Here is a 24,825-nt window from a genome sequence, read left to right on the forward strand (position 1 = left end):
GGGGCCGGCGCGCATGACGCTGTCCGTAGCCGCATTGCGGGAGAAGCTCACGAACAGTGCGGGTGGTGAATTCCGATTGACGGCACAGGAATTGGGGATTCCCGCCGCCTCCACCCTCTTCGACGACCATCTCGGCACCGATTCCCTCACCGTCACGGGCGCCGACCCGCAGGTCGAGCAGCTGGCAGTGGGCGGCGAGCTGAAACTGCGCCATCTCGACACGCCCGTCCCGGTCTTCGCCTCCTTCCTGGCCGACGAGACCGGTGAGGACGTCACCGGGGTGCACCTGGACACCACGCTCCCGGGCTGGAACATTCCGTCCGGCCACCTCGCTATGGATCCCGGCGTTCTGCGCGGTTCCGGATTTGATGTCCTGCACCTCCTGCTGGACGCCACACCGGACCCGGAGGGCACCGTCGCGCCACGCACCGGGATCGGTGCCGAGCGCCCCCTCTCCGGTGCCTCCGGCGGGCCGAAGGCGTACGTCGCCGGGCTCCAGCCCCAACACGAGTGCTCCTCCTGGCAGTTGGCGGGATTCTTCACGCCGGTTCCGCTGGGCGCCCTGGGTGATCTGGCCACGCTGGCGCCGGGACTGACGGGCACGGCGTTCGACCTTCCGGAGGAAATCGGAAACGTCGGCGACCTGCATGTCAGTGCGCTGTCCGTCAGCTTCGCGCCGGCCGGCGGCGGGAGCGACGGCGAGCTGCTTTCCTTCTGGATCCGGGTCCGGCTGGGCGTCGACTGGACGGTGATCCCGGACACCTTCACGATCTCCGGGCTGCGGGCCGAGTTCGACATCCGGCCTTCACCGGAGGGCTTCAAGGTCGGCGCGCTGTTCGGCGGCGTACTCACCCTCGGCGACGGCATCGAGGTCGCCGCCGCGTTCCGGGTTCCCGGCCGCCAGGTCTTCGCGCAGCTCACCAGGCCGATACCGCTGGCCCCGCTGCTGGCGACGTACTTCCCGGGCCTGGACCTGCCCGCCGACGCGCTGACCGTGGCGGAACTCCGGCTCTACGCCCAGGCCGGGAGCGGACCTCCCGCCTACAGCCTCGCTCTCGCCCTGGACGGTGACTGGCCGCTGCCCGTCCACGGCATCACCCTCCGCGAGCTGGATCTGACGATCGACATCGGGGGCGGCACCAAGAACGCCTCGGTGACCGCCGGCTGGGCGGTCGGCGAGGGCACGGTCCGGGTCGCCGCGGCGTACCAGGACGGCGGCTGGCAGTTCAGCGGCGCGGCTTTCGGCATCACCGCGGCCGACCTCTTCCGGATCTTCGATGCCCAACCGCCTTCGCTCATCGCCGACTTGACCCTTCGGGAGCTCGGCATCGCCTTCGACAGCCGCGGGGAGGGCATCGAGCTGTCCGGTGCGCTCGGCTTCCCTCTCGGCGACGCGGACGCGGCCCTCACACTCACCGCGACCCTCACCCGAGGCGACTCCGGCTATGACAAGACCGTGACCGGGCGGCTCGCGGTGGTCGTACCCGGATCGCCTGCCACGGACCCCGATGCCGCCGGGGCGGACGACGTACACCTGCTGGACGACGGAGAGCGCGCCGGGTACCGCCTGCTGACCTTCGAGGTGAACTACCAGGAAGACGGCATCGGGTCCGTCGTCAGCGGGAAGTGGGAGGGAAAGCCCGGTGTACCGCTCACCGATCTGGTGGCCGCACTGGGACTCGACCTCCCCGAGGTGCCGGACGCGCTCAAGCCGGTGCTGGAGTCCTTCTCCGTCCAATACCACTCCCCTACCGGTGCGTTGCTGCTCACCGCCGCAACCGAGCACACCGGGTGGGTCTACGCGGGACTGCCCGGCGGGCCCAACGGGAAGCGGCTTTCGGCCGTCGCCGTACGGGGGCGGCTGGACGCGCGTGCCTCCTCCCTCCCGCTGATCGGGGACGCGATCCCCAAGGAGCACGACGTGGTGCTGGACGGGGTGGCGTTCACCGGCACCCCGCAGGGCTGGACCACCGCCAAGGCGCAACAGGTCAACGCCGCACTGGACGTCCTCGACCCCGTCGTCCCGCGACGGCTGCCGCGGTTCGGGACGGAGCACGCCGGGCCCGGGTACGCGGTGCAGATCGAGCTGTCGCTCGGCGGGGTGCCGCAGCCGCCACTGCTGCTGCCGATCACCGGGAAGCCCGGTGGTGCCGGCGCGACGGCCACCGGACCGGACCGCCCGCCCCTCGCGCTGCCGTCCGGCGCCCGCGGTACGGCGGACGACACGGCCTCGCGCGAGCTGGAGCTGACGTTCGGACCGGTGCGGCTGCGCCGCCTCGTCCTCGGATTCGCCGACGGCGCGGTCTTCGTCGCCTTGGACGCGCTGTTCACCGCCGGGCCGGTGGAGTTCGCGCTGCTCGGCCTCGGCATCGGGATCGATCCCGAGCTACGCCCCGTCCCGGTGCTGCGCGGTGCCGCGCTGTTCGTCGACAAGGCGCCGCTGAAGGTGGCCGGGGTGCTGGAGCGGCGGAAGACCGAGGAGTACGACGAGCTGGTCACCGGCATGCTGGCGGTGGAGACCGGTTTCTTCGCCCTGCAGGCGATGGGTTCCTACGCCCGCAGTCGCGCCGGCTGGGCGTCCGTCTTCCTCTTCGGGGAGGTCGGCGCACAAGGCGGGGCCGCGCTCTTCGGGCCACCCGCGTTCACCGTCAACGCGCTCTCCGGGGGCTTCGGCGTGAACAGCACCGTACGCACCCCCGACATCACCGAGGTTCCACGATTCCCGCTGGTCAACCGGCTCACCGGCGGCGGTCCCGACGACCCGGCGCCGGAGCAGGTCCTGGAGGAACTGATGGGTCCCGGGGCCTGGGTGCGGCCGCATCCGGACCGCTACTGGGGCGCGATCGGCTTGGAGTTCACCACCTTCAGGTTCCTGCACACCCGGGCCCTGGCGCTGGTGGAGTTCGGGGACGCGTTCAAGGTGATGATCCTGGGCCGCACCTCCCTCACCTTCCCCAAGAACGCGAGCGCCGACCGGAAGGTGCACGCCCGCCTCAACATCGATGTCAAGCTGGCCTACGAGGCGGTCAAGAACCTGCTGTCGCTGGACATCGCGGTCGCCGAGGGCTCGTACGTCTTCGATCCGGCCATCCGGCTCACCGGCGGTATCGCCGTCTACGTGTGGACCGGTGGGCAGCACGGCGGCGACTTCGTCATCAGCGCCGGCGGCTACCACCCGAAGTACCGGATCCCGGCGCACTATCCGCGCCCGGCACCACTGGGATTCGTCTGGTCCCCGGACGACAAGCTGCGGGTCTCCGCACAGGGCTACACCGCGCTCACCCCGAACGCCCTCATGCTCGGCGGCCGGCTGGATGCCCGCTACGACCGGGGGCTGCTCTCGGCGTGGTTCACCGCCCACCTGGACGCCCTGATCCAGTGGAACCCCTTCCGCCTGGAGGTCGCACTCGGCATCCGCATCGGCGTGGCCTTCACCATCAAGGTGTGGTTCGTGAAGGTGCGCGTCTCCATCGAGGTCGGTATCGACCTGGCGCTGTGGACACCGCCGCTGGGCGGCCGGGTGAGCGTCAAGGTGTGGTTCATCTCCTTCTCGTTCTCCTTCGGCTCCGGTCGCACCGGCCCGCCCGCGATCTCCTGGAGCGAGTTCCGGCAACAGCTGCCCGAGCCGCTCACCATCGCCCCGCTGCGCGGTGTGCTCGCCGATGTCGCCCCCTCCGAGCTCGCCGCCCGCAGCGCGGCCGGCAAGCCCACCCTGGTCTCGGCGTTCGGCTTCGCCCTCAGCACCGAGGCGGCGCTGCCCGCCAGCCGTATCACCGTCAACGGTGCGGACCTGCCGATCGACACCCGGCAGGTCGACATCCGGCCGATGAAGGAGCAGAACGTCACCTCCGAGCACAAGGTGACGGTGTATCAGCGCGACACTGTCTTCGACTGGAACCGGTACGGCTGGAAGATCACCCCGGTCGCCAAGTCGGTGTCCCAGGCGCTCTACGGCGTACCGCGGGACGAGCCGACGCTGGCCGACCCCGATCTGCTGCCGGACCGCCCCGGCGGCGTCCGCATCGAGGTGCCCCCGCCGGACGAGGGTGACGCGGTCGGCCCGATCACGGCCCGTGCGCTCGATGTGGAACGGCTCGACGACGGCCGGATCCCGCTGCGCCACGACGCCGTCGACGGCCCCGCCCCGCGCGAGGACGCCGACAGCATCCGCACCCTCACCGAAACCCTCGCCACCGCCGCCACCGCGGCCCGCCGCAGCGCCGTCCACACCGCGCTCATCGGGCTCGGCGTGGCCCCGGCCGGCGACTGCGACGGCCCCCTTGACCACTGGGCCGAGCAGGCCGGCCACGCCCTCACCGACCCGCCCCTGACCACCGCCGCGAGGTGATGCGCCGATGACCACCGCACCGAAGACCGCCGGCCCACCGCCGGTCGCCGCCCCCGACCTTGACATCACCTTCCTCGACCATCTGCGGCCCCGCGCCACCGCGGGTTCCTACCGGGTGACCGTCGAACAGGTCCTCAAGGACTCCGACGGACAGACCCTCAACCCCGGCGACCCGCTCACCGCCGAGCACAGCTTCGAGATCCGGGCCCCGCAGTTCGTGCTCGACGCCGCCAGCGTGCACGCCTTCCATCCGGCCCCCGGTGCCGCCGGCGACTTCACCCGTACGCTGCCGCACGTCACCCTGACCAGGGCTCCGCTGCCATGGGAGCGGGAACAGCGCTGGTCCCGCGCCGACCGCCGCGCCCCCTGGATGGCGCTGCTGCTCTTCCGGGCCGGCGAACTCCCCGACGATCCCGAAGGGCTGGCGCACACCACCAAGCGCACGGTGGCCAAGCTGGTCACCCCTGAGCCGGGGGTGCTCGGCCCGGCCCTCACCGGCCTGCCGCCGGAGACGCTGGGCAGCGACTGCCACACCATCGACGTCCCCGCCGCGCTCTTCAACGCCCTGGTGCCGCGTGAGGAGGAGCTGTACTACCTGGCGCACGTGCGGGACGTGCGGCCCGCCGCGCTCCGCGACGACGGCGAGACGTTCACCGGGGCACGTTCGGCGTCCTCACCGGCAACCGCTTCCCCGTCACCACCGGCGACTACGCCGCTCACCTGGTCTCGTTCGAAGGCTTCGCCGGGCGACTGGAAGGCGAACTGCCGCCGGAGACCGAGTTCGTCCGGCTGGCCTCCTTGTGGGCCTGGTCCTTCCGCTGCGACACCAGGGCCGCCTTCGACGCCCAGGGCATCCTGCAACAGCTGGTCTCCCCCGGCAATGACGACCCGGAGAACCTGGCGCTCCGTCTCCCGCCGCAGACCGACCCGCCGTCGGATCCGGACGACGCCCAGCAGCTCGCCCTGGAGCGGCTGCGCCGCGGCTTCGTCCCCGTCGCGCACCGGGTCCTGTCCGGGGAGCGGACCTACGGCTGGTATCGCGGGCCCGCCACCCCGGTCACCGCCCCCGAGGTGCCGCCGGTGGTCGGCGAGCGCGGCACCCACACCACCGCCGACCACGCCCTGATCTACGAGGCCGAGCACGGCCTCTTCGACGTCAGCTACGCCGCCGCCTGGACCCTCGGCCGGGCCCTCGGCCTCGCCGATCCGCAGTACGCCGCCGAGACCGTCCGCGCCCGGCGCCAACTGGCCAACGCCGCCGCCCAGTTGATGGTGCGCGGCAGCACCCGCGGCGCCGGCCCGTCCGACCTCGTCACCGGCCGCCGCGGCCTCCGGGCGCTGCACGAGCTGGCCCGCGAACGCGGCGGGCGGTCTCTCGCCGAGGCCCTCGCCGCTCCCCAGATCCCGTCCCGGCCCGCCAGCGACGACGCCGACGTCCGGGAACAGCGCCCCCGGATCAGCCGCGCCGAGGCCCGCGCCGCCTCCCACGCCCTGCTCGCCGGCGAGGACGGGCAGGCGGTGCTGCGTGCCACCGCCGAGAGCACCACCGGAAGCCTCCCGCAGTGGCTGGACCAGCTGACTCTGCTCCGCGGAGTGCCGTTCCCCTACCTCGTACCGGACGCCCGGATGCTGCCGCCGGAATCGCTGCGGCTGTTCCGGATCGACCCGGCGTGGCTCGCCGCGCTCACCGCCGGGGCCCACGATGTGGGCGTCCACACCTCCCTGGACCATCGGCTCGCCCCGGCACTCCGCCAGGCCGCCGCCGGCCGCACCGCGGTGGCTCCGCCCGCCGCCGGGCTACTGATCCGCTCCGCGCTGGTCCCGGCCTGGCCGCAGATCCGTGTCAACGCCCACCGCAACGGCGTCGCGCTCGCCGAGCTCCGCCGCGACCACCCCGACCACGACGTCCTGCTCTGCCTCTTCGACGGGGTACCGGACGAACTGGTACTGCGGGAGCCCAGCCAGGGCATCCGCTTCGGCATCGACTCCGGGGACCTGATCAACCTCCGGCAGCTCGAGGCGGGTGGCGACCCGGAGCTGGGCGCGTCGCTGCCGGGGCGACGCTTCCCTTCGGACGGTTCGAGCACCGTCTTCACCGCGTATCTGCGCGACGGCGGCGCCGGGGACCCGGACGGGGTGCTCCGCCTGCTCGACGGCGACGGACGGGAGGGCCTGATCACCGGCCTCGCCCGCGAATTCGGGCTGGACTCGCTACGGCCGTCCCAGCTCGCCGTCGAGCTCATCAACTCCCCGATCGAGCAGCCGCTCACCGTCCGCCCGGCAGACCGGTGAAGGAGCCGACATCGATGAGCGCGACCGATCTGATCGTCCCGATCGAGCTGCACGCCATGGTCTACAACTGGGGCGTGCAGGGCTCGGAGCCGTTCCACCGCTGGTTCCCCACGTACCAGCAGATGCTGCGCGACCAGGGCACCGCCGAGCCCACCCCCAGTCCCTCCCCTCCGCAGCAGGACCTGGTCGACAAGTACGGCGTCTACTTGCAGTGGCAGCTTCCCGAGGCGCTCGCCACCGGCCACTACGACCCGGAGAGCCGGGAGACCACGTTCCCGCTGATCCCCAACCGATGGCTGATCGTCCGCTACTACGACGGCACGGACGGCACCCGGAAGGCGGCCGGCTGGGTGGTGGCCTCCGACTTCCTGCACTCCGAACACCCGGACTGGAACCCCGGCACGGAGCGCCGTACCCAGTACGTCAACCCGCGCGGCGACAACGCCCCGTTCCTCGACTTCATCGGCCGCGCCGACAAGCTCGAGGCGGACCGGCCGTGGCGCGAACCGGCGCGCCGGGAACCGCACTTGACCGCCATCGGCCCCGGCGTTCCCGCCTTCGCCGCGTTCGAGCCCTACCACCGCAATGTGCTCTCCTTCTACGACAGCCTGAACGACCTGCGGCCGCACCCCACCGCGCCGGCCCCGGACAACACCTTCAGCTACCTGGCGATCGGCTGGTACACCGAGCGCGGCATCGACCTGCTCACCACGGCCGCCGGCATCCCCGGCCTGCTGCCGCCGGACGCCGAAGGCCCCGAGGACGTGATCCGCGCCCTGCACTGGGCCCTCCCCCAGGGCGCCGACGGCAGCGCGCTCACCGATTCCCGCTATGTCGGCACCGCGCTCGGCGTCCCCTGGCAGCAGGGTGCCTCCGCGCCGCCGTCCGCCAAGCCGGACTACGGGCGGGTGAAGGTCGCCCTGGGCCACAGCACCGATGACGCCGCCGGGGCCCTGACAGCACATCAGACACGCTCCGGCCGCACCGCCGACCTGCTGCGTGCCCTCTACCACGGCACCATCGACACCTTCGACGGTGCCGACGGCGCCTGCGAACTGGACGACGCCACCCGCAAGACCTGGTTCGCCGGGCGCACCGGCGGCTATGCCTGGGAGATCGTGGACCGTCCGACGCAGAACGGCGAGCCGCCCGCCCGGCACCGGCGCGCCGAGGAACCCGACTGGCTGCCCGAACTCAATTCCCGTCAGGCCGCGTACGACGCGATGGAGCCGCGGTTGCGCCACAGCCAGCAGCGGTACTGGTCGCTGCACTGGCTGCGCGGGCTGCCCGGCCGGCAGCGGCCCGAGGGCTTCGCCGAGGCGGCCTGGGAGGAGCTGCGGCCGGACCGCCCCGGCAACCTGCACGACCGCACCGCCGCCCTGCACCAGCAGGCCGCGACACTGCTGGCGCGGCTCCCGCACGGCAGCACCCCGAAAGAGCTTCAGACCGCCATCGACGCCTACGCGGCGGCTCACGGCCTGCCCGAGCACCTGGAGCTGAAGCGGGTCGCCGCCGCCCCCTTCCATCAGCCCGCCGACCCCGTGCTGCTGATCGAGGGCTCCGGCGCCACCCAGCCGCTCACCCGCGACGCCGATCATCCGCTGCCCTGCCGGATCCCGGGCCGGCTTCTGGCGTCGGCGTACTTCGACGGGGCGTGGCACGACGTCCCCGGCTCCCCGCCCGCGCCCGAGCTGGGTGGGGACGTTCCCGCGGTGTGCGCGGCGATGCTGCCGGAGTTCGCGCTGCTCGACACCGCCGCCCGCACCCCCGCCGCCGGGCCCGGGCCGACCGCCCTGCACAACCTCGTCGCCGATCCTTCCGGGCTCACCCGGGGTCTGCCGGCCGAGTACACCGCGGTGTGGCGGCAGCCCTGGCTGCCGATGTTCGTGCAGTGGGACCTGCGCTACAGCCCCACCCCGTACCACAGCGGGAACCGGGAGAACTGGGAGTTCGACGGCAACGACTACGCCTGGCGGGGCACCGGCTCGATGGTCGGCAGCGAGGAGGACGCCCGCCAGCGGGTGTTCCGCGGCCGGGCCTTCCTCGCCCCGACGACGGTGCATGTGCTGCGCGGGCAGCTGCGCCGCTATCTGGAGACCTTCCCCGAGCCGGAGACCGCCGGGCTGGAGGCGCTGCGCGAGGACTGCAAGGAGCTCGACGTGCTGTCGCAGAGCCTGGATGGCCTCAACGACTGGCTGCTGCGGCAGGACGGCGCGGCCCGGCTGGTGCCCGACGCGCGGAGCGCCGACCTCACCGGCGACGGCAGCACCGTGCCCCGGCCCGGCCCGCGGGAGCAGTCCGCCGCGCCGGAAGAGGTCTTCCAGCCGGTGCGCGCCGGACAGTTCTTCTTCACCGACCTGCGGATCATCGACCGGTACGGGCGGGTGCTCGACATCGTCGCCGACAACGAGGGCCGCCCCGAGCGCTTCGAGCCCCGGCGGGCAGTGAGCGTCACACCGACGCGGGGCCGCAAGCTGTTCGAGGACGTACGCGGAGACCAGCGCTTCATCCAGCTGCCGCCGCGGATGCTGCACGAGGCCCGGGTGCGTCTGGACACCGTGGACGCCCATGACGGCAGCCGGTACGCCACCGGGCCGCGAGCGGCGGACGTCGGGACGGTGTCCGCCGCCCCGGCCGATGTGGCGGCGGGCCGCCTGGGCGCCGGGGCAGGTGCGGGCGCCGGCCCGGTCGCCGGCTGGCTCCTGCTCAACTACCTCGACCGGACACTGTTGGTGTACGGGCCCGACGGGGCGCCACTGGGCGAGCTGCGGGTCGTACGGAACGTCTCCGGGGGCCGGGCGACGGCTTGGAATCCGTTGCCGCACTCCCCGTACGACAACCCGGGATCGGACGCCTTCAAGGCGGCCTTCCCGCAGTTGAGCGGCTTCGCCACGGAGCTACTGGGCCAACCCGCGCCCTCGTTCGACGACCTGATGGAATCGATCGACGAGGCGCTGGAGCGGGTCGAGTCACCGCACGCGGAGGACGACCGGACCGCGGCCCGGCTGCTCGGCCGCCCCCTGGCGCTGATCCGCGCCGACCTGGGCATCGACCTGCGCGGCCCGCTGCTGACCAACGCCAGCTGGCAAACCGTCATCGATCCGCCCCAGGAGGAGTATCCGGACTACACATGGCCGGTGCGGCTCGGCGAGGCCGAGCGGCTGTCGGACGGGCTCATCGGCTACTACGCGACGGACGGCGAGCCGGGAGACGCCATCAGCTACCGCCGACTGCATGCCGTCGCGCCGGTGGACGGCAGCGACTACACCGTACCGATCGGGCACGGCGAGGGGCTGGCGCTGCCCGCACGGATCACCACGGACGATCCGGTGACCCACCATCTGACGCTGCTCGCCGACCCCCACGCCCCGGTGCACGCCAGCACCGGCATCCTGCCGATCGAGGCGCTGGAACTGCCCGCCGACCTGGTGCACCAGGCGCTGTTGCGGATCCGCGCCTCCTTCCGCCTCAACCCGCTGCTGGCACCGCTGCGCGACGGGCAGTTGGACGCCCGGCGGACGCCGGACCTGCACTCCGTGCGTACGGCGGCCGGCCCGGGCGGCGCGGACGAGTTGCCCCAGGGCCTGGTCATGCCGCAGCCGGCCCAGTGGCACGGCACCTGGACCTGGGCCGAACCGGACCTGGCGGACGGCGCCGAACTGCCGGCCTGGTCCGAAACCCCCATCGCCCCCGCCGACACCCGCTTCCACGCCGACGACCCGGCGCCGGCCGCCCGCGCCGGCTACCTCCAGCTGCACCCGGTGCAGGAAGTGCCGAACCGATCCGGAACCGGCAGCGCCGCCACCCGACCTGCCACCTGAGACGCACGAAGTAAGAGGCAAGAGGCAAGCGGTACGACGTAAGGAGCACCTCCGATGGGGCGCATCATCCGCGGCGGCAGCGCACTGCTTCCGCTCGACATCTCCACCTATCCGCCCGAGCTGAACATCGGGCACCCGGATCCGGTGACGCTGAAGGTCACCGTCGGCGCGGACCTCACCGGGACGGTGCTCTGCGACAAACTCACCGTCAGGCTGCGGATCGGCGAGGGCGGATCCGCGTGGACCGCGAACCGGGGCGCCCTGAAGTCCGGCGTCACCGGCGGAGAAGGCCCGGGACAGGGCGACGGCTGGACTCCGGAGGACGGCTACGACGACGGCGAATGGCAGGTCTTCGCATTCGACCCGACGACCCAGGCCCGCTTCGACGGCACCTGGAAACTGACCCTGAACATCTTCGACATCGAACTCAACGACGCACCGGGCTGGGCCGAGCTCCAGGTCGTCGAGCAGACCTCGACCAGCGGCCCGACCAGCGAGAAGACCACCAACGCCCAGGTGCAGAAGGCCCCGGACACCTTCGTCTTCCACAGCTTCCACCCGGAGCACCTCATGGTCGGCAACGGCGACCGGGCGAAGCTGGAATGGCAGGGAACGCAGGACGCCGCCTACACCATGTTCTGGGACAAGAACGAGGAGCAGTTGCGGTTCGGCCCCAGCAAGCCGTTCGGCGAGTGGTTCTCCCCGGCACTGCACGAGCCCACCGGCTTCATGCTCCAGGCCCGCTACACCAAGGACGGCAAGACGTTCGAGCGGACACTGACGACGGCTGTCGGCGTCGTCGACCCCGACCTGACGGTCTCGAACCTGACCGTGCTGGGCGCCCTCACCGCAGCCGGCGAGGTGACCACCACCGGCGCCCTGACCAGCAAGGGGGCGCTCACTGCCGAGGCCGGTCTGACCGCGTCCGGCGGCATTACCGCCACCGACGGCATCGTCCGCATCCGCGACCTCCGCGGGCCGTACGGCGAGCATCTGACGATCGACAGCCCGACGGACTTCCTCGCCGGCGACGATGTCACCGTGGCGGCCAGCCTCACCACGAACGGCTCGTTCTACCCGACCGGCGGAATGACCGCGACCGGGGACATCGTGCGGATCAAGGACCTGCGCGGCCCCTACGGCCAGTGGTTGAAGATCAACAGCTCGACGGAGTTCCTGCCGGACAACGACGTGCTGGTCAACGGCGGCTTGGGAATCAAGGGCACGCTCACCACCAACGGAGCCACCGACCTCGCCGGCAGTCCCCAGCAGTGCGGGCTGACGTGGAACACCACCCGCGGTTGGACCGCCCCGACGACCGGCCTCGCCATCGCCGAGGTCCGCTGCGGCGGCGGAGACCGCAACCCGAAGGTCACCATCACCTCCGACGGGCAATCCGTCGATGCCAGCACCTTCAAGTTCAACGATCCGGTCCGCCCCGGGTACTCGGTCGCCGTCCTCGCGATCCGGAAAGGCGCGGACTTCACGGTCTGGTTCGGCGACGCCGGCGGTGACGACGGCCCCGACTGGAAGGCCGCCTGGTTCACCTGGGTCCCGTTCGGAGTCGGCGCACTGGACATGTGACGCGTACAAGAAGGCACGTGACACACGAGCTGGAGAAAGGCAGAGCTCCATGAACGAGATCATCCGGTCCGGCACCGCGCTGCTTCCGTACGCCGTCGAGACCTTCCCGCCCGAGCTCAACGCCAGCACACCCGGCAAGCCGGTCACCGCCACGCTCAAGGTGGTGGTCGGCGCCGGGCTGACCAGGTCGGTGCGCTGCGACCGGCTCACCGTCAAACTCCGCATCGGCGAGGGCGCCGCGGCCTGGACCGGCAACCGGACCGCGCTCGACTCCGGAGTCGTCGGCGGGGAATCCCCCGGACAAGGCGACGGCTGGACCAAGTACGACGGCTATCCGGAGGGCGACTGGCAGGTCTTCGAGTTCGAACCGACCACCACCGCCGTATTCGACGGAAATTGGCGACTCACCCTCAACGTGTTCCACATCGAGGTCAACAGCGCCCCGGGATGGGCCGAGTTCCAATTGGTCGAGAAGACCTCGACCGGCGGCACCACCAGCGACAAAGTCACCAATGCGCAGGTACAGAAAGCGCCCAGTGCGTTCATCTTCCACAGTTTCCATCCCAAGGACCTGTTGGTCGGGAACGGCGATCGCGCGACACTGCTGTGGCAGGGCACCCAGGACGCCGCCTACACGATGTACTGGGGCGAGACCCACGAGGAACTGAATTTCGGACCTGACCAGCCCTTCGGCCAATGGCGGTCACCCGAACTCCACACCCCCACCGGCTTTATGCTCCAGGCCCGCTATACCGAGGACGGAAAGACGTACGAACGGACGTTGACGACGACCGTCAGCGTCATCAAGCCCGACCTGGAGCTGCGCCACCTCACGGTCAACGGCACACTGACCGCCAAGGGTGCGGTGACGGCCGAAGGCGCACTGACCGCGAACGGCACGCTCACCGCCAACGGCACTCTCCACGCGAACGGCGACGTCAACGCGGTCGCCGCAGCAGGCACCGTCAGAATTCGCGAACTGCGCGGCCCGTACGGAGTCGCCCTACGCGTCAACAGCAACACCGAGTTCCTGGTGAACAACACCGTCACCGTCAACGGCAACATCAATGCCAAGGGCGGTCTCACGGCCACGGAGAACAACTTCGTCAGGATCCGCGAACTACGCGGCCCTTACGGCGAACCACTGAAAATCAACAGCCACACCCAGTTCCTGCCCGGCAACGACGTGACCGTCAACCGGATGCTGGAGACCAAGGGCCTGCTCAGGCTGTCGGGGCCGACCGAACTGCTCGGTCAGCCGCAGTCCTGGAGCCTGACGTGGAACACCTCGCGGACATTCACCGCCCCCACCTCCGGCCTGGCGATCGGCCATGTCTACTGCGGCGGCGGAAACCGCAACCCGATGGTCACCATCTCCTCGGAGGGCCGCACGACACGCGCCAGCGCACTGAAGTTCAACGGCCCCGAGCGCCTCGGCTACGAAACCGCCGTCCTCGGCATCCGAAAAGGAAAATCCTGCACGGTGGAGTTCAAGGACTCGGGCGGGGACTCCGGCTCGGGATGGAAGTCCGCCTGGTTCATCTGGATTCCCTTCGGGGCCGGATCCCTCTCGCTGTAGCTCCTGCCACTGCTTCATCGACGAGAAACGCCCCTGTTACCAGGCGCCCGCCGGGTGGTGCGGTGCCGCGGCTGAGCCGCATCCCGAACACAGAAACCTCCGCCGTCGCCAACCGACGGGGGCCTCACTGTCATGGCGGCCTGGAGTGGGAACTGTCGGACGAGGACGAGCAGCACGCGATCACTCTGCTCTTCCAGCTCCTGGACGAGTTCGCCGCCGAACAGGAAGTCTCGAAGGGTGCTGGCCGATGGGGGCAGGAGCTGGTCATAGCCGTGCGGCCGTGCGGATCAGGCCGGCCAGGGCGAGGGAGCGGCTGTGGGCGGGCCAGGCGATGTGGGTCACGACGGGAGGCGCGTCGGTCAAGGGGACGGCCGTGTGCTCGGCCCACAGCCAGGAGCGGGCGGAGTCGGGGACGACCGCCACGGTGCGTCCGAGGGCGATCAACTGGGCCAGTTGCGTCTGGTTGTGGATCTCGGGGCCCGGGCCGGGTGCGTAGGTGCCGTGGGTGGGCCAGCGGGCGAGCGGCAGATCGGGGACACCCCTGACATCGGCCAGGGACAAGGTCTCGCGGGCGGCGAGGGGGTGCCCGGCAGGCAGGACGGCAACCTGCCCCTCGGTCGTCAGTGCCTCGCTGTCGAACCCGGCGAGGGAGTTCCACGGCGTGTGCATCAGCGCGACATCAGCGCGTCCGTCGCGCAGCAGCTCTTCCTGCTCGGAAATGCCGCACGGCAGCACCTCGATCTCGGCACTGTCGGGCTCGGCCGCGTAGGCGTCGAGAAGTTTCCGCAGCAGTTCGTGGGACGCGGCGGCCTTCACCGCGAGGACCAGCCGACCGCGGGGGCCGCCAGGGCTGTCGGCACCGCCGGCGCGCCGGGTGCGGCGAGCGGCGGCAGCGGTCGCGTCGAGGGCCGCCCGGCCCTCGTGCAACAGCACCTCTCCGGCACCGGTCAGGCGGACACCACGGCGGTTGCGCTGCAACAGGCAGACCCCGAGGCGCCGTTCGAGCTGCTGGATCGCCCGCGACAGCGGCGGCTGGGCCATGCCGAGGCGCTCGGCGGCGCGCCCGAAGTGCAGTTCCTCGGCGACGGCCACGAAGTACCTCAGCTCGCGGGTCTCCAGGGTGTCCACGGCCGCAGCCTACGCGGTGATACCCGGCAGGTATGACAGGACACCGTATCGGTGTTGGCCGCGCCACTCGTCCGCGGGCCAACATCATCAGCATGAGCGAAACGATGATCGCGCTGGTGACCGGCGCGAACAAGGGCATCGGGTACGAGATCGCGGCCGGGCTGGGCAGCCTCGGGTACCGCGTGGGCGTGGGAGCCCGCGACGCCGCCCGACGCGAAACCGCCGTCGGGAAGCTGCGCGCCGTCGGCGTGGACGCGTTCGGGGTACCGCTGGACGTGACCGACGACCAGAGCGTCACTGCTGCCGCGGAACTGATCGAACGGCTGGCCGGGCGCCTGGACGCCCTGGTCAACAATGCCGGTATCTCGGGCGAGATGGGCCCGGGGTGGGTGCAGGACCCGACCGCGCTCGACCTGGAGGTGCTCCGCACGGTCGTGGACACCAACGTCATGGGTGTCGTCCGGGTGACCAACGCGATGCTGCCACTGCTACGGCGCTCGGCCGCGCCACGCATCGTCAACGTCTCCAGTAGCGTCGGCTCCCTGGCCCGGCAGGCGGACCCAGGCATCGAGATTCCGATCATGGCGGCCTACGCGCCGTCGAAGTCGTTCCTCAACGCCCTCACCGTGCAGTACGCCCGGCAGTTCGCCGGTACGAACATCCTGATCAACGCCGCCTGCCCGGGCCTGGTCGCGACCGACTTCACAGGCTTCCAAGGGCCCCGCACTCCTGAACAGGGCGCGGCCACAGCGATCCGGCTCGCCACCCTGCCCGACGGCGGCCCGACCGGTTCGTTCTTCGAGGACGACGGCGTCGTCCCCTGGTGATCACGAACCCGCCGTGAATCGACGAGGCTCCGGTAGGTCCACGAAACGGTGGAGAAGGACCAGATCGACTGAGACAGCGTCAGGCATCTACCCGACAGGGACCAGACCGACTGGGATTCCGGCGACGCGGCGTCTCAACCGATCTGGTCGCCGCAGGCAACGGCCCCGATCCCGGACCAGGTCGTCGGAGACGGGACACCCGATCACGGGACGCCCTCGGTAGTTCGGATCGGTCGCGGCGTGGGGTACGGGAGCCGCCAGGCCAAGGCCGCCTGCCCGCGGCCGGCGCTGACCCGCTGTGCGCCGCCCGGTTCAACATCGAGCCGGTAAACCTCCGGTTCGCCGGCGGCCCGCCAACGGAGGGTCGTGTCGTGGATCTCTGCCCAGATGTTCCGCGGTCCACGGGCCGTGACCGACCATGCGCCGGTCACGGCCGGGCGGGTAACCATCCAGGAGCCACAGTCGGGCGCGCCGATCGCCAGGTTTTCGACGCCCCGGTGCCGCACCAGGCCCGGGTACAGGGCGTCCAGCGTGAGCCAGAAGCCGCGGGCGTCCTCCGGTGGCGGCTCCTCGGACGCGCGAAAGACCTGGGCCTGTGCGTCGTCGGTGCGCTCGGCCTAGATGTCTGCGCGGTCGACTGCCGTCAACGGCGTCATCGCATGGAGGCAAGCCGGCTCGGGGAGGCCGCTGCCCGGTGCGGGCAGCGGCGAGGCGAGGAAGTCAGCAGTCAGGGAGCAGCGGCGGGGTGGCGGCACAATTGGCCGGCGAGTTGTTGGTAACCGGGCTCACGAGCAGCAAGACGCTGCCGGCGTTCTTGTAGATGCCACCGCCGGCGACGGTGGCGATGTTGTCGTGGACGGTACTGGCGCTGGCCACCAGCGAGTTGTCGCTGTAGATGCCGCCGCCGTACGAGGCCGCGCTGTCGCGTATGGAGCTGGCGGTCAGGTTCACGATGCCGCCGAGGTTGGCGATCCCACCACCCACACCGAGGCCGGCGTCACCACGGGTGATGGTCAGCGTGTTGAGGCTGAGCTGGCCGTGGGCGGCCGGGTCGTGCGACGGACCGTCCACCTCGAAGATCCGGAACGGGGCGGCCCCCGGCGCACGGACGATCTCCGTGACCAGCCCGGTCATGGAGATCGAAGTGGTGATGTTCGGAACTCCGGCCGGTCCCCCGGCGCCGCCTGCACTGTGCGCGCTGGTGAGGGTGTAGGTGCAGAACGGTGCCAGGTTCAGACTGCCGCCACCTGCGGCGTTGGCCCCGTTGACCGCGTCGACCAGAGCCTGCTCGCTGCAGGCGACGAGCGTCGGGACCGCTGCCTGCGTGGGCGGGGCGCTGACCGCGCACAGCGTCAGAGCACTGGCCACGGTCAACAGTCGGAGCATACGGACGGCTCGCACAGCGCCTCCTGGGACGTATGTCTGAGCCACCCACACGGGCCGAGGTCTCCGCACGAGACCCAGCAGCTGATGCCTCCTCCGACAAGGCGCGACAAGGCGCTGCGATGCGCCGCGAACCGAGGCCCCTCGGGGACCGGCGGCCGCACTTCACTCCCTGACGGAGGGATGGGCAGCCCACCTGGTCGGACACCGGAAGTAACTCATCCGGGCGATACAGCCGGCAAGGAATAGGGCCGACGGTCACCCTTTCGGCGGAGCGTGCACGGCGTTCACCACGCCCACCGCCCGGTCCCGCCGCCTCAACGGCCGGTCGCGGAACCCGCCCCCGGCGGCATCGACGGGTGGGGGTGGCTGATCCTGGCCATCGGCGCGCTCGTCGTCATCCGGTTCCTGGTCAAGAAGTTCACCTCCGACTGACCCGTCAGGGGGCGTCGCCCCCACCCATGCCCGTCCCTCCACCTACTCCCGCACAGCCAGCCGCCGCCCCGGCTCTCCGCCATCCGCAGCGCATCGGTCAACTCTCGGTCTGGAAAGCGAAGTTCGCCGGCTCCGGCCGAGTGCCCCTCCAGCATGTGGTCCACATGCCGGAGAAAATGGTCCGCCGTGGTGAGCTGCGCGAGAGGGCCCCGCCAGGCGGCCACGACACCGCCGATCGATGCTGAGGCACATCGGCCGGGCACTCACCTCCGGCTCCCGACGGGGCTCCGGCGCTGGGCACGGAGACGGCTCTCACGGGGCAGCTGATGCCGGGCGCCAAGGCGCCTTGGGCTGGACGGAGGAGGCGCCTTGCGGCCGTCGGGCAGGAGCAGGGGCCGGCCCGGCGTGGACCGTCCGCCCACCCGACCCCGTCGGCTGTTTCGCACCTCACACGCAGGGGCGTGCAACAGCGCACGGAATCGAGAAAGGAACTCTTAGCCTACGTTCATACAAAGCCCTCAGTGCGCCAGTTTCACCTGTCGCCTCCTTCACCCCATGGCTTTAATCAAGGCAAGCGAGATTGACGGCGCACCTGATGTGGCGCCGCGTCGCTGCGTAAGGACGACCCGCCCCCGGGCACCGGCCCCGAGGCAAGGGGTCTCCACATGCCTTCCCGCCCCACTGCCCGCTGGGGCCTCCCTTGCGGTTGCCGGCCGCGTCAGCCATCCGCCCTGCTCTTGCAACCCAGCAGCGCGACACGTTCGAAGGAGAAAGACCATGGCAACCATCACCTCGTTAGTGGACACGACCACCACCACCAACCAGGGCAAGCCCGGGGACACCGTTCAGATCAACGGAACGGGTCTCGCCACCACCACGCGGGTCAACTTCGGTGCGGCAGTGGTCACCCCGACAGGCGTCACCGCCAACCAGGTCACCTTCGTGGTCCCCAGCGCGGCGCCCTGCTCCGGCCAGGTCTCGGTCAGCGTCACCAGCAGTGCCGGCGCCACCAGCAACGCGCTGCCGTTCTTCGTCGCCGCGACGCCAACCACCACGGCGCTGAGCGTCACCTGTGTGTCGGCCGCCACGGGTGGCCCGGTGACACTGTTCGGCACCAACTTCCTCACCGGAACGCAGGTCGGGGTGGGCACCGTCGGCAACGTAGCGGTCACCCCCACCCAGTCGAGCCAGGTCGCCTTCACCGCACCGGCCAACCCGGGCCAGGTCGGTACGGTATCGACCCAGCCGGTGACCATCACCACCGCCGGCGGTACCAGCACCTCGGGCACCACCCTGATCGACTACTACCTCGCGCCGGCCATCACCTCGGTGCTCCCCACCTCGGGTACGGTGGGGGACCAGATCACCATCAACGGAACCGGCTTCATCGGCGTCGACACCGTCACCTTCACCGACAGCGCCGCCGCCACCGCCACCGCGGTCTTCACCCCCGTCAGCGACACCCAACTCGTCGCCACCGTGCCCGGCGGACTCGCCACCGGCGCCGGAACCATCACGGTCCACACCTGCGGCGGCAACTCCAACGCCCAGGCCTTCACGATCACCTGACCTCGAGGACGGCCGGGCTCCCGCAGCGCGACCACCAAGTCGCCGCCCGCCCCGCAGCGCTTGGCGCTGACGGTTGGCCACACGAGCCGCGCCCTGGCCGACAACTGCCGGCCGGGGCGCGGTCCTCTCAGGCATGACGAGAAGGAGAAGAGCATCATGGCCCCCGTAGTGACCAGCGTCAGCCCCAGCCAAGGGCCCCCAGCGGGAGGCACCAGCGTCACCCTCACCGGATCCGGCTTCACCGGCGCCACCTTGGTCAGGTTCGGCCCCACCGGCACCAACTTCGTCATCGTGAGCGACACCCTGATCACGGCCAAGACCCCCGCAGGAACCGGCACGGTCCAGGTCACCGTCACGGCGCCGACAGGAACCAGCACCCAGAACGTGCTCTTCACCTACACCTCAGTCCCATCCCTCAGCAGTCTCAGCCCTCCCTCGGGCCCCGCCTCGGGTGGCAATACGGTGACTCTCAACGGCACCAATCTTTCCGGAGCCGTGGCGGTGTTCTTCGGTTCCAGCCCGGCGACCATCTTGACCAACACCGCGACGCAGATCACGGTCGTTGCGCCGGCCGGGCCGCCCTCTTCCGTCGGTGTCACAGTCATCACGGCCGGCGGGATCAGTAACGCCCTCAGCTATACCTACGTCGCTGCTACAACGCCGGTTCTCAGCAGCCTCAGTCCCACGTCGGGCCCCACCTCAGGCGGAAATACGGTGACACTCAACGGCACCAACCTCTCCGGAGCCACCTCGGTGAAGTTCGGCACGAACCCGGCCACCATCCTCACCAACACCGGCACCCAGATCACCGTCAGCGCACCAGCCGGCCCACCGTCGCCGGTCAACGTCACCGTCACCACCCCCAGCGGCACCAGCAATCCACTGCCCTACTTCTACATCGCCGCGCCCACCGTGAACGACCTGTCCACGCACCTCGGCCCGGCCACCGGAGGCAACACCGTCACCGTCTTCGGCAGCAATCTGACGCTCACCAGCGCCGTGAACTTCGGGGGGAATCCGGCCACCGGCATCAACGTGGTATCCGACAACCAGTTGACCGTGACCGCTCCGGCCGGATCCGGCACCGTCGCCGTCACCGTCACGACACCGGGCGGGACCAGCACGACGGCCACCGGGAACCCGTACTACACGTACCTCGCAGCGCCCGTCCTGACCAGCCTCACCCCCTCCCACGGTTCTGACCTCGGAGGCGACGCGATCGTGCTGGGCGGCAGCGACCTCACCTACACCGATGCGGTGACCTTCGGCGGCGTCCCGGCCACGTTCGCGGCGATCTCCGACACCCAGGTCGTCGCCACCAGCCCGGGCGGAGCGCCCGGCACGGTGAATGTCGTGGCGCACACCCCTGCCGGGAACAGCAACCCCCAGCCGTACGTCTACGACCCGTCCTGAGCCACCGCAAGGGTGTTCCGTCGGTTCCGCGAGCAGCAAGAGGAGCCGCCCGGCAAGAGTGGCCATTTCGCGGGCAACCGTACTCAGGCGTGCAGGCCTCTGCATGGGCGACACTGTCCGATCGCCATGGAGGAGCCATGAACGCAGCGAGATCACGCCAAGGTGCCCTGGCGGGCGCGGTGTTGATGGGAGCGGCGCTGGCCGCCATGACTGCCCCGCCCGCCGCCGCGGTCGTCGGAGGTGACCGGGCCGCCATCACGAAGTACCCCTGGACGGTCGCCCTGACCTCGTCGGACGACATGAAGACCGCGGAGTGCGCGGGCACGCTCGTCGCGCCGGACAAGGTGCTCACCGCGTCACACTGCGTGAAGCAGGCCACCATCGACACCGTTCGGGTGATCGGCGGACGCGAAGACCTCCGGCAGACCGGCAAGGGCAGGGTCCGCAAGGTCGCGAAACTGTGGATCCACCCCAAGGCCCACACCCAAGGAAGCGGCGCCATCTACGCGCATGACATAGCCGTCCTCACCCTCAACTCCCCCATGCCGTACCGGACTCTGCCGCTCGCTACGCCGGCGCAGCAGAAGCTGTACCAGGAAGGGACGCCCAACCGGGTCCTGGGCTGGGGTTCCACCACGGGCCGGGAGGACGACGACCGGGTGCCGCCGTTGCAGACGGCGCTCATCCCCAACCGGGGCGACGAGAGTTGCGTCACCGCGTACGGCAGCCGCCGCTACGACAAGCGCTACACGATGTGCCTGGGCTACCCGACCGGCGGCGTCAGCGCCTGCCACGGGGACAGTGGAGGCCCCGTCATCGCAGGTGGGCGGCTGGTCGGCGTCATCAGCGGCGGTGGCAGCTGCACCGACCGCCGCTACCCGGGCGTCGCCAACAAGACCGCTTCTTACTACGCGCTCCTCCAGAGCCAGATAGCCGGACGGACAGCCGGACAGGAAGGAGCGTCCCGATGATGGAGCGACACACCTGGGCGCGTGTGTCCGCCCTGGTTGCCGGTCTCATGACGCTCGTCGCACTCGGCGTCGTCGTCCTGCCGGCACCGACCGCCCACGCCATCGTCGGCGGGCGGAGGACGAGTACGGCCCAGGCACCCTGGACCGTCGCGATCAACCTGTGGCGGCAGACCAACACGTACCCGCGCTCGGGGCAGTTCTGCGGCGGCACCCTGGTCACCCCGACGAAGGTCGTCACGGCAGCCCACTGTGTCGTCGACGAGGCGCCCACCGATCTGGGGGCCGTCGCGGGCCGCACCGACCTGCGCCGCCATGACGGCACGCTGCGCAAGGTGACCAGGGTGTGGATCCACCCGCGGTTCGGCCGCCATCTGGAGAACGACGTCGCCGTCCTCACACTCGACGCACCCATGCCGGCGACCTACACCCCGCTGCCCATCGCCACGGCTTCTGACACCGATCCGTACCGTCCGGGTACCAGGGCACGGGTCTACGGCTGGGGTCTGCTGGACTACGAGAACCATGCGGCGAACGCCCTGCGGTCGGCGCCCCTGCGCGTCCTGCCCGACAGGACGTGCCGGCGGCTCAACCCCGACGGCGACTTCGACCCCCGGATGCACGCCTGCGCCAACGACCCGGTCACCGGCGCCCACCACACCGAAGGGGACAGCGGCGGTCCACTCGTCGCCGACGGAAAGCTGATCGGGATCGTCAGCTGGCTGGCCAACAGCAATGCCTCCACACCCACCCCCGGTGTCTACACACGCGTCTCGGCCTTCTCCCGCGAGATCGCCGACCAGCTCCGGTAGTGAGGCGAGGAGCACGTGTGCGGTGGCTGTGTTCACGAGTTCGGCCAGCACCCGAGCCCGAGTGAGGAACTGGCCAAGGCTGGTTGATCACTCCAGGTTGCCGCTTGCCGGCCCGGCACCGGGCCGGCACCGCGCACTGCCCATACGAACGGCCACCGCGCCGCCCATTCGACCAGGGCACGGGTTTTCCCGTGCAGTCCGTCGCGTTCGTCCTGCTCGTCGACGTCCGACGGCTCCGTCCAGGTCACCACAGCAAGCCGCTCAAGACCGAGCAACGGAGCAATGCACTCGTTCGCGTCAACCATCCACGTCGTGGCCCGGACCAGCTCACACGGAAGCGCGGACAGCTTGACTCCTTGACTCCGTACTGGGGGTTCATCCTGGTCAGCAGTGGGTTCACGTCGGCTGCACGCAGATGGGGACCGGTCGCACCAAGTCGTCTTGCCGCGCCCGGCGGGGGAACTGCCCCATTCGGCCGCGAGGGCATCGACGATCAGCAGTCCCCGCCCGGACTCGGCCTCCTTGTTGTCGGTCTCACCGGCGGTGAGGATCTCGATCGGCACAGGTGGATGCGGATCGCTGTCCCGTACTTCGACACGGAGCCGGTCCGGGTACTCCCGCAGCCGTAGATCCACGTCGCTGTGCGCATGGATGAGAGCGTTGGTGACGACCTCGGACGCCAGCAACTCCAGAGTGTCCAGCAAGGGCATCAGGTCCCATTGGCCCAGCGACTCCCGCAGGAAATGGCGTACGTGCGCCACGCCGCGCAGATCATGACGCTGAACCGAGGTGCGTGCTACCCGGCGTTGACCACCAGGCTGAGCTCCTTCGTACCGCACCACCAGCAGGGCGACGTCATCGCCCTGCTGCGGGGCGCGGAGTGCAGTGCTGCATCAAACGATCCGCCGGCACCTCAACGTCCTCCGTGCAGTTGTCGGCCAGCACATGGGCCAGTCGCTCGACGGCGGCATCCACCCCCAACCGACGTGTGTCCAGCAGACCATCGGTGAACAGGGCCACCACCGACCCCGGCGACAGAAGGGCCTCACTCTGCTGGTACACGGCATGCGGGTCAACGCCCAACGGCGGTCCCATGGGTGGCTGCGCCTGGACGGTCCGGCCCTGGGCGTCGCTGATCAGCGGCCCCGGGTGGCCGGCGGTGGCGAGGCTGGCGCTTCCGAGCGCCAGATCCAACCACAGGCAGCAGCAACTGGCGTACAGGCCGGTGTCCAACCCCGCAAGCAGATGGTTGCTCCGCTCCAGCACCCTGCCCGGTTCGTGCCCCTCGGCGGCGTAGGCCGTGTCGCGCTGCGCAGCTGGCCCATGGTGCCCGCTGCTTCCAGGCTGTGGCCCTGCACATCCCCGATGACGAGCCCGATGCCCCCCTCAGGCAACCGAAGGTTGTCGTACCAGTCACCACCCACCTCCGCCCCCTCGTTCGCGGGCTGCCGCAGGGCGATGAGCCCCTCGGGCTGACGGATCAGAACGTACCGGCGACTTTCCGCCAACTCGCCGCCGCGACCGCATCGTTCTTACAGCCGAGGCAGGCGGCCATCGTGCCGGACGACAAGTGCCCCCAATTGGCCGTAGATGCCAGTCATGCTCGTGCAGCCGCGGCCGAGTTGGGAGACCCCTAAGCCGTCGGGTTCAGCAGGATGGGGTCCATCGTTCCTCCGTCACTCTGTCAGGGCCGCGCGGAGGAACGCGAGGATCTCCGTCTGGGCGGCCTCGGCCTGTGGTTCCACGCCGGGCAGGGTGAGGAACGCGTGTCGCGCTCCCGGGTATTCGGTGAGCCGCACGGAGGTCCCGGCCGCCTGGAGTCGCTCGGCGTAGCGGCGGCCGTGGTCGGCGAGCGCGTCCTGGGTGGGCACCAGCACGAGCGCCGGGGCGAGCCCGCTCAGGTCGTCCGCGTACAGCGGCGAGACTGTGCGGGCGTCGACTCCCGGCGGGACGGCGAGCCGCTGGACGAACCGCAGTTGCGGCAGGGCCCGGGTCGGGTGGTACGCGTACTCGGCGATCGAGGGGTGGTCGAACATCGTCTCGGTCACGTCGACCGCGGGGTTGACCAGCACCTGCGCCCTGAGCTCCAGGCCGGCTTCCCTGGCCCGGATGGCCGTCAGTGCGCTGATCAGCGCGCCGCAGCTCTCACCGAAGACGGCCGCGCGCGCCGGGTCGACGCCCCACTGCGCGGCGTGCCGCACCACGTGGTTGAGCACGTCCCAGCCGTCGTCGGCGGCGTTCGCGAGCGGGCTGCCGGGGGCGAGGAGGCGGTGCTCGACCGAGACGACGACAGCGGGCAGTCGGGCGGCGAGGCGGCTGTTGGTCCAGTCGCACTGCACCGCCGTGCCCACGAAGCCGCCTCCGTGGACATGGACCACGAGTGGCAGGTCGGTGCGGGCCACGGCTTCGTCGTCTCCCGCCGGCGTCGGCCGGTAGACCCGGACCGGTACGTCGCGGCCGGGCAGCGCGATCTCCTGCCAGGCGATCGCGGCGCCGGGGTCCGGCTCTCCGAGGATCGTCCGCGCCGCACTGGAGGCCCGGAAGCGGTTCTCCGCGTCGCGGTAGGCGCGCAGTTCCTCGGTCGTGATCACCGAGAAGTCCGGCTCCGGCGGCCGCGTCGTGGTCGTGCTCTCGCTCATGTCTCCTTCTCCCCTCCCGGCCGGATG

Annotated in this window: 15 protein-coding genes and 1 pseudogene; 11 read left to right on the forward strand and 5 right to left on the reverse strand. The window is 70.7% G+C overall.

The annotated features are described in order from the left end of the window. Positions 1-13: 13 nt before the first annotated feature. From ACFV1J_RS24050 to ACFV1J_RS24070, 5 genes are all read left to right on the forward strand, one after another. Positions 14-4,348, forward strand: a complete 4,335-nt coding sequence (locus ACFV1J_RS24050; protein WP_385861139.1) for a DUF6603 domain-containing protein — start codon at positions 14-16, stop codon at positions 4,346-4,348. A 798-nt stretch (positions 4,349-5,146) separates the two neighbouring features. Then, on the forward strand, positions 5,147-6,640 hold the full coding sequence (locus tag ACFV1J_RS24055; protein ID WP_385861141.1) for a hypothetical protein: 1,494 nt from the start codon (positions 5,147-5,149) through the stop codon (positions 6,638-6,640). A 14-nt stretch (positions 6,641-6,654) separates the two neighbouring features. Continuing rightward, positions 6,655-10,461: a hypothetical protein gene (locus tag ACFV1J_RS24060; RefSeq protein ID WP_385861143.1), complete on the forward strand. Its 3,807-nt coding sequence runs from the start codon at positions 6,655-6,657 to the stop codon at positions 10,459-10,461. Between the two features lie 54 nt (positions 10,462-10,515). Next, positions 10,516-12,045: a hypothetical protein gene (locus tag ACFV1J_RS24065; protein WP_385861145.1), complete on the forward strand. Its 1,530-nt coding sequence runs from the start codon at positions 10,516-10,518 to the stop codon at positions 12,043-12,045. Positions 12,046-12,094: 49 nt separating this feature from the next. Next, entirely contained in the window at positions 12,095-13,624 is a 1,530-nt protein-coding gene (locus ACFV1J_RS24070) for a hypothetical protein (RefSeq protein WP_385861147.1), read from the forward strand. Between the two features lie 264 nt (positions 13,625-13,888). Here the strand turns inward: ACFV1J_RS24070 and ACFV1J_RS24075 are convergent, their stop codons facing one another. After that, the gene (locus ACFV1J_RS24075; protein WP_385861149.1) at positions 13,889-14,752 is read right to left on the reverse strand and encodes a LysR family transcriptional regulator; all 864 of its coding nucleotides are present in this window, start codon (positions 14,750-14,752) and stop codon (positions 13,889-13,891) included. A 92-nt stretch (positions 14,753-14,844) separates the two neighbouring features. Between ACFV1J_RS24075 and ACFV1J_RS24080 the strand changes: the two genes are divergently transcribed. Then, on the forward strand, positions 14,845-15,579 hold the full coding sequence (locus tag ACFV1J_RS24080; protein WP_385861151.1) for an SDR family oxidoreductase: 735 nt from the start codon (positions 14,845-14,847) through the stop codon (positions 15,577-15,579). A gap of 720 nt (positions 15,580-16,299) precedes the next feature. On the opposite strand, the gene ACFV1J_RS24085 is transcribed toward ACFV1J_RS24080, so the two are convergent. Beyond that, positions 16,300-16,947: a hypothetical protein gene (locus ACFV1J_RS24085; RefSeq protein ID WP_385861273.1), complete on the reverse strand. Its 648-nt coding sequence runs from the start codon at positions 16,945-16,947 to the stop codon at positions 16,300-16,302. A 291-nt stretch (positions 16,948-17,238) separates the two neighbouring features. Between ACFV1J_RS24085 and ACFV1J_RS24090 the strand changes: the two genes are divergently transcribed. From ACFV1J_RS24090 to ACFV1J_RS24110, 5 genes are all read left to right on the forward strand, one after another. Further along, entirely contained in the window at positions 17,239-17,397 is a 159-nt protein-coding gene (locus tag ACFV1J_RS24090) for a hypothetical protein (protein WP_385861152.1), read from the forward strand. 777 nt (positions 17,398-18,174) lie between these two features. After that, positions 18,175-18,966: an IPT/TIG domain-containing protein gene (locus ACFV1J_RS24095; protein ID WP_385861154.1), complete on the forward strand. Its 792-nt coding sequence runs from the start codon at positions 18,175-18,177 to the stop codon at positions 18,964-18,966. 156 nt (positions 18,967-19,122) lie between these two features. Beyond that, positions 19,123-20,379 carry an IPT/TIG domain-containing protein gene (locus ACFV1J_RS24100; RefSeq protein ID WP_385861156.1) on the forward strand — a complete coding sequence of 419 codons (1,257 nt, stop codon included), beginning with the start codon at positions 19,123-19,125 and terminating at the stop codon, positions 20,377-20,379. A 137-nt stretch (positions 20,380-20,516) separates the two neighbouring features. Continuing rightward, a complete protein-coding gene (locus ACFV1J_RS24105) occupies positions 20,517-21,350 on the forward strand; it encodes a S1 family peptidase (RefSeq protein WP_385861158.1) in 834 nt (277 codons plus the stop codon). Further along, positions 21,347-22,159 (forward strand): S1 family peptidase, encoded by an 813-nt coding sequence (locus tag ACFV1J_RS24110; RefSeq protein WP_385861159.1) that lies wholly within the window; start codon positions 21,347-21,349, stop codon positions 22,157-22,159. Before ACFV1J_RS24105 ends, ACFV1J_RS24110 begins: the two co-directional genes overlap by 4 nt. A gap of 32 nt (positions 22,160-22,191) precedes the next feature. Here the strand turns inward: ACFV1J_RS24110 and ACFV1J_RS24115 are convergent, their stop codons facing one another. From ACFV1J_RS24115 to ACFV1J_RS24125, 3 genes and pseudogenes are all read right to left on the reverse strand, one after another. Then, positions 22,192-22,920 (reverse strand): ATP-binding protein, encoded by a 729-nt coding sequence (locus ACFV1J_RS24115; protein WP_385861161.1) that lies wholly within the window; start codon positions 22,918-22,920, stop codon positions 22,192-22,194. Between the two features lie 94 nt (positions 22,921-23,014). Beyond that, positions 23,015-23,583 (reverse strand): annotated as a pseudogene (locus tag ACFV1J_RS24120) (PP2C family protein-serine/threonine phosphatase). Between the two features lie 252 nt (positions 23,584-23,835). Then, positions 23,836-24,798, reverse strand: coding sequence for an alpha/beta hydrolase (locus ACFV1J_RS24125; protein WP_385861163.1), 963 nt, complete (start codon positions 24,796-24,798; stop codon positions 23,836-23,838). Positions 24,799-24,825: the final 27 nt, after the last annotated feature.

It is taken from the genome of Streptomyces sp. NPDC059649, from assembly GCF_042734445.1.
Classification (GTDB): domain Bacteria; phylum Actinomycetota; class Actinomycetes; order Streptomycetales; family Streptomycetaceae; genus Streptomyces.